The sequence below is a fragment of the Hydrocoleum sp. CS-953 genome (assembly GCF_002260545.1).
Taxonomy (GTDB): Bacteria; Cyanobacteriota; Cyanobacteriia; order Cyanobacteriales; family Microcoleaceae; genus Trichodesmium.
The window spans coordinates 1-14,724 of sequence record NZ_LGSU01001460.1; the positions used below are offsets into that span (position 1 = coordinate 1).

9 protein-coding genes and 1 pseudogene are annotated in these 14,724 nt (G+C 32.5%); 8 read left to right on the forward strand and 2 right to left on the reverse strand.

Features of this window, described 5'->3' with window-relative positions:
- Window positions 1–156 precede the first annotated feature (156 nt).
- Complete coding sequence (locus AFK68_RS31175; RefSeq protein ID WP_094677936.1) at window positions 157–1,578, reverse strand: NAD(P)/FAD-dependent oxidoreductase; 1,422 nt, start codon at window positions 1,576–1,578, stop codon at window positions 157–159.
- 1,207 nt (window positions 1,579–2,785) lie between these two features.
- Window positions 2,786–3,259, reverse strand: a complete 474-nt coding sequence (locus AFK68_RS31185) for an ABA4-like family protein (RefSeq protein ID WP_094677938.1) — start codon at window positions 3,257–3,259, stop codon at window positions 2,786–2,788.
- A 31-nt stretch (window positions 3,260–3,290) separates the two neighbouring features.
- Between AFK68_RS31185 and AFK68_RS31190 the strand changes: the two genes are divergently transcribed.
- The 8 genes and pseudogenes from AFK68_RS31190 (at window position 3,291) to AFK68_RS31230 (ending at window position 14,369) form a co-directional block, all read left to right on the forward strand.
- A complete protein-coding gene (locus AFK68_RS31190; protein WP_246844578.1) occupies window positions 3,291–4,604 on the forward strand; it encodes a serpin family protein in 1,314 nt (437 codons plus the stop codon).
- Window positions 4,605–5,327: 723 nt separating this feature from the next.
- Window positions 5,328–5,807: serpin family protein (locus AFK68_RS40375; RefSeq protein ID WP_305778163.1), on the forward strand; the 480-nt coding region annotated here is incomplete at its 3' end.
- A 1-nt stretch (window position 5,808) separates the two neighbouring features.
- Window positions 5,809–6,788 (forward strand): annotated as a pseudogene (locus AFK68_RS31200) (serpin family protein); the annotation flags it as partial.
- 452 nt (window positions 6,789–7,240) lie between these two features.
- Window positions 7,241–8,353, forward strand: a complete 1,113-nt coding sequence (locus AFK68_RS47165) for a serpin family protein (RefSeq protein ID WP_094677946.1) — start codon at window positions 7,241–7,243, stop codon at window positions 8,351–8,353.
- Between the two features lie 1,381 nt (window positions 8,354–9,734).
- On the forward strand, window positions 9,735–10,509 hold a 775-nt coding region (locus AFK68_RS31215), incomplete at its 3' end, for a serine/threonine-protein kinase (protein WP_143438478.1).
- Window positions 10,510–12,469: 1,960 nt separating this feature from the next.
- A complete protein-coding gene (locus AFK68_RS31225) occupies window positions 12,470–12,739 on the forward strand; it encodes a hypothetical protein (protein ID WP_094677948.1) in 270 nt (89 codons plus the stop codon).
- Between the two features lie 712 nt (window positions 12,740–13,451).
- Window positions 13,452–13,628 carry a hypothetical protein gene (locus AFK68_RS37650; RefSeq protein WP_168186728.1) on the forward strand — a complete coding sequence of 59 codons (177 nt, stop codon included), beginning with the start codon at window positions 13,452–13,454 and terminating at the stop codon, window positions 13,626–13,628.
- A 432-nt stretch (window positions 13,629–14,060) separates the two neighbouring features.
- Entirely contained in the window at window positions 14,061–14,369 is a 309-nt protein-coding gene (locus tag AFK68_RS31230) for a hypothetical protein (RefSeq protein ID WP_094677950.1), read from the forward strand.
- Window positions 14,370–14,724 lie beyond the last annotated feature (355 nt).

The window sequence follows — 14,724 nt, forward strand, 5'->3', positions numbered from 1 at the left end:
GTATCAAAGTTTTACAAGTAATAAAGATAATTAAATGATTGAACAACAAATAATTAACAGTTATCAGTAACTACAGTTAATATCAGATTTTCAAGTAGATAATGAAAATTATATATTTTGGAAAACTGATAACTGATAACTGTTAACTGATAACTGTTAAAAAGAGCGCCTCCAATTAAAGAACTTCTCTAACATATTCTGCTGCGATAAATTCTTGGCATATTTCTGCTTTTTCAACAATAAACCTGCTTTACTATTTACCTCAGATAAAGTCGGATAAATATGAATCCCAGTCAAAGCAGAAACAGGCAATTTATTCGACATTGCCAAAACAACTTCATGGATTAATTCACCAGCAGAAATACCAACTAAATGCGCTCCTAAAATTTCTCCATTTCCCCTAGTGATAATTTTACCAAATCCAGTTGTAGCTGCCTCAGCTTGAGCGCGGTCTACACCAGAAAAAGGTTGCTTCAAAATATAAACATCATCTCCATAGCGTTTCCTTGCTTGCTCTTCTGTTAAACCTACCCTTGCCAATTCTGGATCAGTAAAAGTTGCCCAAGGAATAACTCGATAATTGGCTTTACTAATAGGGAAAAATAAGGCATTTGTTAAAGCAACAACTGCTTCATAACCCGCTACATGAGTAAACTGATAACCACCAATTACATCTCCACAAGCATAAATTTTAGAATTAGTAGTTTGCAGCTTTTCATTAACAATAATTCCTTGCTTTCCTACCTCTACACCAGCAGCTTCTAAATTCAAAGATTCTACATTAGGCAACCTACCACCAGCAACTAAAATCTCATCAACTATAATATTTTTTCCACCTGCTATTATTTGCTTTTTCCCATCTACAACTTCCACTTTTTCCGCCCTAGTTTCCTTTAAAATCTTAATCCCTTCCGACTCAAATTGTTCCTGTACAACTAGAGCAGCTTCCGGTTCTTCTTTTGGTAAAATATGACTTCTACTAGAAATAATAGTCACATCACTACCAAGACGAGAAAAAGCTTGACCTAATTCACAACCTATCGGACCGGCGCCAATTACTGCCAAATAATTTGGTCGTTCTTGTAGAGAAAATACCTTTTCATTTGTTAGAAAACCAGCAGAATTTAATCCCTCCACAGGTGGAATTGCAGGTCGAGAACCTGTGGAAATAACAAAAGCTCTTGCAGTTAATTGTTTACCATCAACTTCAAAAGTTTTCTTATCTATAAATTTACCTTCTCCAAAAATAACTTCAACACCCAAACCTCTAAATCTTTCTGGCGAATCATGGGGTTGAATATTAGCTATTACTTGTTGAGCATGACCAGTTGCTTTAGCAAATTCGATTTCTGGAGGTTGAGTATAAATGCCAAAATTAGCAGCATTTTTTACTTGGTAAGCAACACGAGAAGCATGAATTAAAGACTTACTAGGAACACAACCAAACCATAAACAATCTCCCCCCAATTTATCCCTTTCTACTAATGCTACTTTAGCTTTTAATTGAGCAGCAGCAGAAGCTACTACTAAACCAGCAGAACCACCGCCAATAATTACAATATCATATTGAACTGCCATTATTTTACCTCTATAAATTCAGTTATCAGTTATCAGTTATTAACTTATTATCACAGGAATAAATAATTAGTCTCTAAAGACAATTAAAAGTTATGTTGGCGCAGCATTACGCAAGAAAGAAAAAGGTGATTAGCTAACTTTAGTAGTTGTTTAATGCTTTCAAAACCTCTTTGCATAGGATTACATAGGAAATGCTGGCATAATAACTAGCAGGAATAAGCAACAAAGCCATAATTTTAAATAAAGTAATATAGCACTGCGCATTAAGGTTAGGACAGTTATAAATCCTGGAACCATTTAACAGTCTACTGTTCCCTGTTCCCTATTCCCTAGCGGTATAAAAACAAGCAATCAATTACTTTTAATGTAAGCATTCAGCCATCAGCTAAAAGGAGAAATTAGTCTGATGGCGAGAGTTAAAATTCCAACAATAAAAAGGTCATCAGCTAAACTTAGTAAGTTATTACTTTCAGACATCTTTTGACGAAGCATAAACCAGGAAAAGCTGTTTGCGCAGCATTCCCCAGGAAAGGATGAGCTGACTACTAATAGCTGTTTACGCAACATGACCCAGGAAATGCTTACCTTTTAATAATAATTTTTCAATGATTTTTCCTTTTCGGANTCTTTTGACGAAGCATAAACCAGGAAAAGCTGTTTGCGCAGCATTCCCCAGGAAAGGATGAGCTGACTACTAATAGCTGTTTACGCAACATGACCCAGGAAATGCTTACCTTTTAATAATAATTTTTCAATGATTTTTCCTATTACTTATTCCATAATTAAAAATTTTTACCAAATAATTAATCATTAAATAAATAATTGGGGTTAAAAGCCGAATATTTTCAAGAAAAAAAAATTATTTTTTTCCTTGAGCGTCAATCCTCTCACTTTTAGGGAGAGGTAATTATTAATTGTTTCGGCTGTCGCCGACATGAAAATTATTAATTGCTGAACTACTATCCCTTACCTAAAATATTCTAATCATTTATTTAATCCTAAAAATCTTAGTAGGATCTGAGAAAATACTGAATATTGATTAAGAATATATAAATTTAAAAGGGTTTTAAATCAACTATCTTAATTTTATATTCCTTCTAAAGTAAGTGTTGAAGTTGTATTTTCCGTAGAATTACTGAAGAATTTTTGACTGATAAAAGAGGTTAAAATATGAGATAATAAACCCAAGGGTTTTAAATCAACTATCTTAATTTTGTACTCCTTCTACAGTAGGTGTTGAAGTTGTATTTTCCGTAGAATTACTGAAGAATTTTTGACTGATAAAAGAGGTTAAAATATGAGATAATAAACCAAAAGGTCCGGCAAATAAACAAAAAATTATTGAGTGGACAGTCCAAACACCAGTGCGTTGTCCTTCCCAATAAATCCAACGACCAACAAACAAATCCATAACTAAAAAATGAATCCATCCTGTTGCTGCTGCTGATTCTTCTCCAAAGAATTTAGCAATATCTGACAGAGTAGGATTTGATAAAGCTGCGGCAGATTCAGGGGTAATACTACTAATAAGTAAATAAAGATAAACGGCTACTAATAATATAAAAGGAATAAAAGACTCCATAACTTTACGAGTCACTTTCCAATTAGGCAAAAATATTATTAATGCCCAGAATGGTAATACAAATAAATTAGCACCGTTGAAAATTAAATCGATTGTCATTATTATTTATTCACTCCATTGAGGTAAGAAAATGTTCAAAGAACTTTTTAATAAATGTTATGCTATTTCGGCAAAAATGTCTCTAGGGACAATTGCTTTAATTCTAATTCTTGGAGTCTATCATTTACCTGGGGCTGCAATGAAGTTAAGGAATCGGGAAATTTATACCGATAATCATACAAATCAGATGGAGGATAAGTTGGCTCAAACTGGATACATGGACATAAGTATGAAATTAGTTTCTGCTAATAATCAATTTGCTTTTCAACTATTTTCAGAAATTCATAAATCCCAGTCAAATAAAAATATTTTTATCTCGCCGAGTAGTATAGCGATCGCTCTATCAATGACCTACAATGGCGCTGGTGGAAAAACTCAAGAAGCTATGGCTAAAACTCTAAATTTTCAGGGAATGAGTTTAGAGGAAGTTAATCATGCAAATCGACAGTTGGGAAATTTATTAAATAGTTTAAATTCTGAGATTGAATTAGATATTGGTAACTCAATCTGGACTAAAAAAGGAACATCTTTCGACCAAAATTTTCTCCAAAGAAATCAATATTTTTATCAGAGCAAAGTCAGTGAAATTGACTTTAATAATCCTCAAACTCCAGATATTATTAATAATTGGGTAAAGGATTGTACTGAGGGCAAAATTGCTCAAATTATTGACAAGCTAGAGCCAGATGCTGTCATGGTTTTGTTAAATGCGATTTATTTTAAGGCTAATTGGGAACAAGAATTTTCTGAAAATTCTACTAAAGAATTGCCTTTTAATCTACCTAATGGTAGACAAAAACAACATCCAATTATGTTTCAATCATCTGAAAATTTATATTATGAAGATGAAGATTTTCAAGCAATTAGCTTACCTTATGGAGAAGGTCGTGTAAGTATGTATATATTTCTCCCTAGAGAACAAGTTGGATTAGAAAAATTTTATCAAAGTTTAAATGATAAAAACTGGGAAGATTGGATGGTAATGTTTGACTACCATAAGGTTAATTTAGGTTTGCCAAAGTTTAAAACTGAATATGAAGTTACTCTCAATAATGTATTGAAATCTTTGGGAATGGAAATAGCTTTTGACAAAAGGTCGGCAGATTTTTCTGGAATGCGTCTTACTCCACCAGAGTTATATATTGATGAAGTCAAACATAAAACATTTGTTGAAGTTAATGAAACTGGAACAGAAGCAGCAGCAACTACCAGTGTAAGAATGGGAACTAGAAGTGCGGAAATAGTGGTTAATATGTTAGTTGACCGTCCTTTCTTTTTTGCCATTAGGGATAATGATTCTGGTACTATTTTGTTTATGGGAGAAATTACAAATCCAGAAACGTGATTAAGGAACTAAGGAACTAAGGAACTAAGGAAGGAAGAAGGAAGAAGGAAGAAGGAAGAAGGAAGAAGGAAGAAGGAAGAAGGAAGAAGGAAGAAGGAAGAAGGAAGAAGGAAGAAGGAAGAAGGAAGGGGGAAGAAGGAAGGAAGGAAGGAGGAAGAAGAGGTAAATATAAACTTATGAGTATTGTTTTTCCTTTTGCTAGAAGTCAAATGATTTGGTATCGGCTCCTTTCTATTGGGTCATCCGAGCAAAATCTACCTTTTTGTAGCATTCTTTTTTCAAAGTGGTATAGCAATCCTATTTTATAGGAAAGCAGTTTTTCCCAGAGCAAGATTAGAGTGCTTTATAAAATGAAAATTTGGTAGTATTGAGTGTTGATGATTTTTGACATTTGCTATTATTAGGTTAACCAAAATAGGAAGTATAGATATGATATTGATTGTTATTGTTAGTAATTGACTCTAGTTAGGTAAAAGAATGTTCAAAGAATTTGTCAATAAATCTTATGGTATTTCTGCCAAAATGTCTTTAGGAGCAACTATTTTAATTGTAGTTATTGGAGCATATAGTTTACCAGGCAGTACAATAATTTTCCCAAATCATAAGCAGCATAAATTAGCCCAAACAGCAGATAAAAATACCATGNATTGTTAGTAATTGACTCTAGTTAGGTAAAAGAATGTTCAAAGAATTTGTCAATAAATCTTATGGTATTCTGCCAAAATGTCTTTAGGAGCAACTATTTTAATTGTAGTTATTGGAGCATATAGTTTACCAGGCAGTACAATAATTTTCCCAAATCATAAGCAGCATAAATTAGCCCAAACAGCAGATAAAAATACCATGAATAAATTAGTTTCTGCTAATAATAAATTTGTTTTTCAACTATTTTCAGAAATTCATAAATCTCAATCAAATGAAAATATTTTTATCTCACCAATAAGTATAGCGATCGCCCTATCAATGACCTATAATGGCGCTGCGGGAAAAACTCAAGAAGCTATGGCTAAAACTTTAAACTTTGAGGGTATGAGTTTAGGGGAAATTAATCAAGCAAATAAGGATTTAGGGATTTTATTAAATAGTTTAAATCCCGAGATTAAATTAAATATTGCTAACTCTATCTGGACTGACAAGGGAACATCTTTTTCTCCAAATTTTCTGCAAGTAAATCAAAATTTTTATCAGAGTCAGGTAAGGGAANATAATGGCGCTGCGGGAAAAACTCAAGAAGCTATGGCTAAAACTTTAAACTTTGAGGGTATGAGTTTAGGGGAAATTAATCAAGCAAATAAGGATTTAGGGATTTTATTAAATAGTTTAAATCCCGAGATTAAATTAAATATTGCTAACTCTATCTGGACTGACAAGGGAACATCTTTTTCTCCAAATTTTCTGCAAGTAAATCAAAATTTTTATCAGAGTCAGGTAAGGGAAATTGACTTTAATAATCCGGAAAGCCCGAAAATTATCAATAATTGGGTAAAAGATAAAACCGAAGGCAAAATTGATAAAATTCTTGAATAATTCAAGCCTAATTTAGTAATGGTGTTGTTAAATGCTATTTATTTTAAAGCTGATTGGCAGGAACCATTTTTCGAGGATTATACCAAAGAGATGCCTTTTTATTTAGCCGATGGAACTCAAAAACAACATCCAATTATGTTTCAATTATCAGGAAATTTATATTACGAGAATGAAGATTTTCAGGCAGTGAATTTGCCCTATAAAAAAGGTCGTGTCAGTATGTTTATATTTCTCCCCAGGGAAAAAGTCGGTTTAGAGGGATTTTATCAAGTTTTAAATCAAAAAAACTGGGAAAATTGGATGGAACAGTTTTTCCTAGAGAGAATTAATTTAGGCTTGCCAAAATTTAAAACAGAATATAAAGTTACTCTCAATGATGTGCTGAAATCTTTAGGAATGGAAATAGCTTTTAACTATAGTGCTGATTTTTCTAAAATGCTTCGTAGTTCATCAGGGTTATATATCGATGAAGTGAAACATAAAACATTTATTGAAGTTAATGAACAAGGAACAGAAGCGGCGGCCGTTACTAGCGTGACAGGAGTTAGAAGTTTACCTCCGGAAATGTTCGTTAATCGTCCTTTCTTTTTTGCTATTAGGGATAACGAATCTGGCACTATTCTGTTTATGGGAGAAATTCTAAATCCAAAAAATTAAGAGTAAGTTTTATACATCATATTTATTAGGTTAATTAGGTATACCTATCTTTTTTCTTTCCTATTCCCTAAAACAAACGAATTTTGTACCTCACTGCTATGATAATGGCTATAGTGGTCTTAAATGATTTGTAACAGAAAAGTGAGTAATTTTGAAAATTGTATTGATTGTATTGATTGTCATTGTTAGTAATTAACTCCAAGGAGGTAAAAGAATGTTCAAAGAACTTGTCAATAAATTTTCTGGTATTTCTGCCAAAATGTCTTTAGGAGCAACTATTTTAATTGTAGTTCTTGGAGCATATAGTTTACCAGGCAGTACAATAATTTTCCCAAATCATAAGCAGCATAAATTAGCCCAAACAGCAGATAAAAATACCATGNCCAGGCAGTACAATAATTTTCCCAAATCATAAGCAGCATAAATTAGCCCAAACAGCAGATAAAAATACCATGAATAAATTAGTTTCTGCCAATAATAAATTTGGTTTTCAACTATTTTCAGAAATTCAGAAATCCCAATCAGACGAAAATGTTTTTATCTCACCAATAAGTATAGCGATCGCTCTCTCAATGACCTATAATGGTGCTGCGGGAGAAACTCAAAAAGCTATGGCTAAAACTCTAAATTTTCAGGGAATGAGTTTAGCAGAAGTTAATCAAGCAAATAAGGATTTAGGGATTTTATTAAATAGTTTAAATCCCGAGATTAAATTAAATATTGCTAACTCCATCTGGACTAACAAAGGAATCTCTTTTTCTCCAAATTTTCTGCAAGTAAATCAAAATTTTTATCAGAGTCAGGTAAGAGAAATTGACTTTAATAATCCTGAAATTCCGAAAATTATTAATGATTGGGTAAAAGACAAAACTGAAGGCAAAATTGAGAAAATTATTCAAGCACTTAACCCTAATGATGTCATGGTGTTATTGAATGCTATTTATTTTCAGGGAAATTGGGAAGAACAATTTTCAGAAGATTTTACTAGAGAGATGCCTTTTTATTTAGCCAATGGAACTCAAAAACAACATCCAATTATGTTCCAATCGTCAAGATATTTATATTACGATAATCAATATTTTCAGGCAGTGAGTTTGCCCTATAAAAAAGGTCTGGCTAGTATGTATATATTTCTCCCCTGGGAACAAGTCAGTTTAGAGGGATTTTATCAAATTTTGAATGAAAAAAACTGGAACAATTGGATGAAACAGTTTGAAGATTATGAAGTTAATTTAGGTTTGCCAACGTTTAAAAATGAATATGAAGTGACTCTCAACGATATGTTGAAATCTTTAGGAATGCAAATAGCTTTTCAGCCAGGGGTAGCCGATTTTTCGGGGATAAGTTCTGAGAATTTATTTATCAGTGAAGTTAAACAGAAAACATTTGTTGAAGTAAATGAAACAGGAACAGAAGCAGCAGCAACTACCAGCTTCAAAATAACATTGGAAAGTGCAGTAATGACTGTCGATATGTTAGTTAATCGTCCCTTCTTTTTTGCTATTAGAGATAACAAATCTGGAACTATTCTGTTTATGGGAGAAATTACAAATCCAGAATATTAATACCAAATATAAAATTACTTTTGAATGGGTAACTTCTGTGAAATGGTATTAGGGGTGGAAAAAAATAATTAAGTGTAAATAATTGATTATAGCGTTTCTCAAGTTACTGAGGTACAGTTTTTTTTCTTCTTTTCTATTCCCTGTTTCCATAATTACTACTCTCTACTCCCTAAAAATTACCGAAAAATTAAGGTTTAAAGCCTCTCCTTCAAGGATAAAAAAAGAAAAAAATTATTTTTAACCTTACCTCTTATTTTTAAGAAGAGGTAATTATTAATTATTAATTGTTAATTAGGGCTGGCTGATTAAATATAAAAGCATTTACGGGTAAAGGTTTGAGCAATTTTAGGTCTGGAAAAAGTACGAGCTTTTTGGTTGATAAAGCAGAAATTGTGAGCATTTTGGGTAGACTATGGCAGAAAAATCAAAGGACTATTCTTCCTCCTACCTCCTCTATAATTCCCATTTCTCCTGACTCCCTACGGACCTTGCGTAACAAAAATGCGTTTTCCGTCCCGGAATGCTCCGCAAACATGTTGCGCAGCAAAACGTCCCTACCTCCTGACTCCTACCCTTACCCATAAGACTTTTTCAGCCAACCCTAATTATTAATTATTGAATAATTTTGAACCTCACTCAGAGATGGGAATTTCTATAATAATAAAAGACAAAATTATCACAACTTTCTCCAACTTATTACCTGAATTACCCAACTTAGTAAAAATATTGTTTGAGCGAAAAATAAAAGTATAAAGCCTCTCCTTTTAAGGAGAAAAAAGAAATATTATTTCTTTGTATTTAATCTGATGGTTTTAACCAGAGGTAATTATCCATTATCAATTAATGACCTGCTTATGTTTCTTCCTTTTGATAAAAATTCCAGAAGTTAAGGTAATTAGTTAACATCACTATCACAGCCACATCATCAACTACTCTACAGATACAATAGATTAATTAAAACCTCTAGTTATTAAAATAATTAAAAATTTCCCACTTTTTTACCCCGAAATTCATACTTTCGACTTTTGTAATACCAATTCACTTTAAAGATGTCACAAATAATTTCCTGAAATTANGGAAGTATCGTCAAAATTAATCCGAAAACAATAGATTAATTAAAACCTCTAGTTATTAAAATAATTAAAAATTTCCCACTTTTTTACCCCGAAATTCATACTTTCGACTTTTGTAATACCAATTCACTTTAAAGATGTCACAAATAATTTCCTGAAATTACTGTATAGTCAAAGTTTTGAGCCTATAAAATCTTCTTTTTAACTTTTGAGTGTTTATTTTTAACTTCCGTGAAACAGTATAAGGTTAGGTTTAACCGAATATAATAAATAGAACTTAATTTAGGCTCAAACTAGCCACTATTTTTATGAATAACCCTATATATCCAGGTCTAATACTTACTGACCGCTATAAAATTATCAAACAATTAGGACATGGTGGTTTTGGACGTACCTACCTCGCAGAAGATAACCACCGTTTCCAGGAACTCTGCGTACTTAAAGAATTTGCCCCCCAAGTTCACGGTAGCTACGCTTTACAAAAATCTCAGGAACTATTTGAACGGGAAGCAGGTGTATTATACAAGTTACGACATCCACAAATTCCTGGTTTTCGGGAAATGTTTCGCTATAAGTTAAATGGGGAAGGATATCTATTTTTAGTACAAGATTATATAAAAGGTAAAACTTATCGTGCTTTGCTAGAAAACCGCAAACTTCAAGGCAAACTTTTTAGCGAAGCAGAAGTAAAAAAATTTTTGCTGCAACTATTACCAGTGTTGGAATATATTCATAACTTAGGAGTTATTCACCGTGATATTTCTCCAGATAATATAATTCTACAAACTTCTGACAAATTGCCAGTATTAATTGATTTTGGTGGAGTCAAAGAAACGGCAACAAAAGTCGCCTCTGAGTATGCTAACAAAGGAGGTAATATTTTACCCCAAGCAACAAAGTTAGGAAAATTAGGATATGCTCCAGATGAACAAATGCGACTAGGAGTTATCAATAATGACAGCGATCTATATGCTCTAGCAGTAACAGCTTTAGTTTTACTAACTGGAAAGGAACCCTCTTTTTTGATAGATGGTAAGAACTTAACTTTTAACTGGCGCAAGGAAATTAGTCTTAGTGAAAATCNCCCCAAGCAACAAAGTTAGGAAAATTAGGATATGCTCCAGATGAACAAATGCGACTAGGAGTTATCAATAATGACAGCGATCTATATGCTCTAGCAGTAACAGCTTTAGTTTTACTAACTGGAAAGGAACCCTCTTTTTTGATAGATGGTAAGAACTTAACTTTTAACTGGCGCAAGGAAATTAGTCTTAGTGAAAATCTGGGAAATATATTAGATAAAATGTTAGCGTCTAAACCAAGCGATCGCTTTTCCACCGCTCGTCAAGTTATTGAAGCACTAGAAAATCTGCCATCTAGCATTGACTTAGCTACTACCCAAGCACCACCAGACATAGTTTCCACTCCTCCTGTTACTGCTGGTAAACTCTCCAATGTAACTACTATGTCAGTTTCCCAAGCTCATGTTACTACTGATGTTGCCAAAAAATCTTCTATTTGGTCAACAATTTTATTAGTATTAGTCACAATATTTAGTATGGGAGGAATAGGTTGGATAGGTGGTAATTTTTGGTTAGAATACGCATCTAATCAAAATAGAATTGTCAATGATAAACCAGAAAAATTGAGCGATCGCCTCAAAAAATTAGGTATCGATGAATCTTTCTTTTTCCCCTTAGTAGATGAATTTTTCTACAGTCAGTATCCTCAAAAAAGAGGGCAAATTTTGAGTAATAAAACTTCAGAAGATAAATTATGGCAGGAGCGATGGTATGCAATAGCTAATAAGTTAGCAGACAGACTAGAAACACTAAGTCCAGAAACTCGTCGCAGGTTAGGTAATTATAGTAAAGATGATATTTATCGATGGCGATCTCAACTGAGGAGATTAAATATTAGTAGTGCTGCTTTTAATGATTTAACCGATGCTCAGTTTCTTGATTTATTTTCAGAGCAAACTCGTGGTCAAAACCTCATTGGTTTACCAATAGGTCAAGTTTGGCAAGCGATCGCTACTGATACAATGAAAGATTTACAAAGTAGAAAATCTGTAGCAGAAATTCGTTTTGCACGAGGTTCCTATAGACAAGTTGTTCAGGGTACTCTCCAACCAGGAGAAGGTAAAATTTATCTAGCTTGGTTACAAGATGAACAAATTTTGCGAGTCAGATTAGAACCTAATTCTCCAGAAGTTTTATTATCAATTTATCCTCCCAGAAATTATCGCCGTAGGTCTAGAGGATTAATAGAAGATTCTCCAGAAAATCAATGGATAGGTGAAACAAAAAGGTCGGGTTATTATCAATTTGTAGTTGTTTCAAATTCAGATAAACCTATTGAATATTCTTTAGTATTATTTGCTAGAAATAGGTAAGCATTCAGCCGTCAGCCGTCAGCCATCAGCTATTAATTAATTGCTTTTTAGTAGGAATTAAGAAATTAGTTTGTATAGGTTAGTTGAAAATATATAGCAATCATAAATAGGTCGTAACAAATAAAAAAGCAAATAAAAAAACTGAAACTCCTACCTGTTGACTGTAGCAATAGCTTGTTGTCTAAAAATCAGATATTTTTTCCACGAATAAAATAGGATTTTTATAGTATAAATTAAGCGAAGCCTACTTAATTTATTTCATCGTTAAAGGTCTTATTAAAAAGCTGAGAGCTGTGTGCGCAGAATTCCACAGGAAAAGAGGCTAGTTGACGGCTGAATGCTTATAACTATCTTGACACTGAAAGAAAAACCATGAGATAATATAGATANAAATCAGATATTTTTTCCACGAATAAAATAGGATTTTTATAGTATAAATTAAGCGAAGCCTACTTAATTTATTTCATCGTTAAAGGTCTTATTAAAAAGCTGAGAGCTGTGTGCGCAGAATTCCACAGGAAAAGAGGCTAGTTGACGGCTGAATGCTTATAACTATCTTGACACTGAAAGAAAAACCATGAGATAATATAGATAAGCCTAAGATTGTGTACTTGAAACTAATTATTCAAAATAAATTTAGGAGGGTCTATGTTAAAATACATAATTATTGGTTTAATCACCCTAGAATTAGTCTTACTAAGTGGATTTTTTAGATCCCCAGCTAATGCAACAATTAGAGATTCAGAAATTTTTACTTGGGATTATGCCTCTATAAGTAATTCTCAGGTTGTTTGTAAAAAAGTCAAATTTCACCCTATAAATAGGAGGCTACCAGAATCATCAGATATGGAGCCTGTAAATATTAATTCTCAAGTAGTAAATGATAGTTATTGTGCTGATTTAACTAAACCTGTTTAATCTCATATCCTGATGATTAATTACCAGAAAAAAATGTAGGAATATCCCTAAGATTCAGGAAAAATAGAGTTAACAGAAATCTCAGCATTCTGTAGGAAAAAAAATTAATTCGCAAAAAATGAGAGCTGAATTCTAATAGCTCAATGCTTACCGAAATATTGTGGTTTAAAGCCTCCCCTTTTAAGGGGATAATAAATAAAAATTTTCCTATTCGTCAATCCTCTTCTTTTCAAGGAGAGGTAATATCAAATCCGGTAGTATCGGTGTAATTAGATAGTTAATCGACGAGTCAGGAGTCAGGAGTCAGGAGTCAGGAGGGAAGAGAATTTAGAAATATTTGCTCAGGGATGAAGATGAAAATTTTTTTATACCGAATTAAGCGGATTTGATATAATTCTAAATTCTTAATTCTAAATTCTTAATTCTTGAAATAAAATGTTCAATAAAAAAAACAAAATAGTTAAAAAAAACCGGGTTTAAAATGACATAAATCCGGTTTTCATATTTTTCAAGGCACATGATATGATCGAGTNTAATTCTAAATTCTTAATTCTAAATTCTTAATTCTTGAAATAAAATGTTCAATAAAAAAAACAAAATAGTTAAAAAAAACCGGGTTTAAAATGACATAAATCCGGTTTTCATATTTTTCAAGGCACATGATATGATCGAGTCTATCTGAATAGTTATAAACTAAAGAGGTGAAAAAAATATGAAATATCGTGTCACACTCAACCGTAGAGATATAATAGTCGAAGCAGGAACTAAAGAAGAAGCAGCTCAACAAGCAGAAGGAAAGATTAATCAAGGGGAAAAAATTAATAATATTAAACCAGTTACATCATCAGAATCTAAATCAGGTTCTTGGTGGGAAATTTGGTTAGATTAAATATCAACTAACTTAAGGAAATACAAATCTTTGTATTTCNTCAACAAGCAGAAGGAAAGATTAATCAAGGGGAAAAAATTAATAATATTAAACCAGTTACATCATCAGAATCTAAATCAGGTTCTTGGTGGGAAATTTGGTTAGATTAAATATCAACTAACTTAAGGAAATACAAATCTTTGTATTTCCTCTGTATGTTAAATATGGAAAATTATTCTCAAAAAGCTCCCCTTTGAAAAAAAATAGTTTGTATTTTCTTTATTTTTTCTTCAGAATTAAAACTTCGGTATAAAATTAAACAAAAATTATAATTTTAATGAATATTTTAATGTAAAGTATCGTAACAATTCCGATCAAAATCTTGAGAAATCTTACCTTAGTTTGACAAGCGGTCTAACCTATAAATTTGAAGTAATGTAACGAGGTAAAATGATGAATAATTTCCAAAAATATCGGCTTAGTTGCACCCTCACCTTCGGCGACATTTATGGCCAGATTATTGTTTGGTTGATAGTAGTATTCTTGAGCATTGCTGGAGGAGTTGCCCTTTGGACTAGCAGTAACCAAGTCTATGCTCTGGGAGCTATTGCCCTAGTTGTTGTCTTGTCTCTACCCTTCCTTTTATTTTCTTTCGTAACTACCCTATTAAATCATATTGAAGTTTCTTCAGTAGACCCGAATGAGGAAGAGGAAGTTGAAATGCCAACACCTGGTCAACAAGCAGCAACATCTATGAGCTAAATATTTTGAGTCTTTATTTCGTGACTTAAAAATTACTTAATTCTTCAATTAATCAAGAATCTAAAAGTATTAAAAATCTGCCTGTCGAATGACAGGTAGGTTTTTATCGGGATAGGGAATAGGGAATAATATTAAATCCGGTAGTATCGGTCTAAATTAGATAAAGAGTGTGGGAAGGGTGGGGAGTGTGAAAAGTGTGGGAAGATAGAGATATCTAGAAATATAACAATAGCTGAAAATGGAACATTTTTTTATACTGAATTAAGCGGATTTGATATTAAGGAGGAAGAAAAAAGGTAGAAAATGATATAATTAGGTGGCTTCTATTTTAAATTAGTTTCAGGGAATAGAAAAT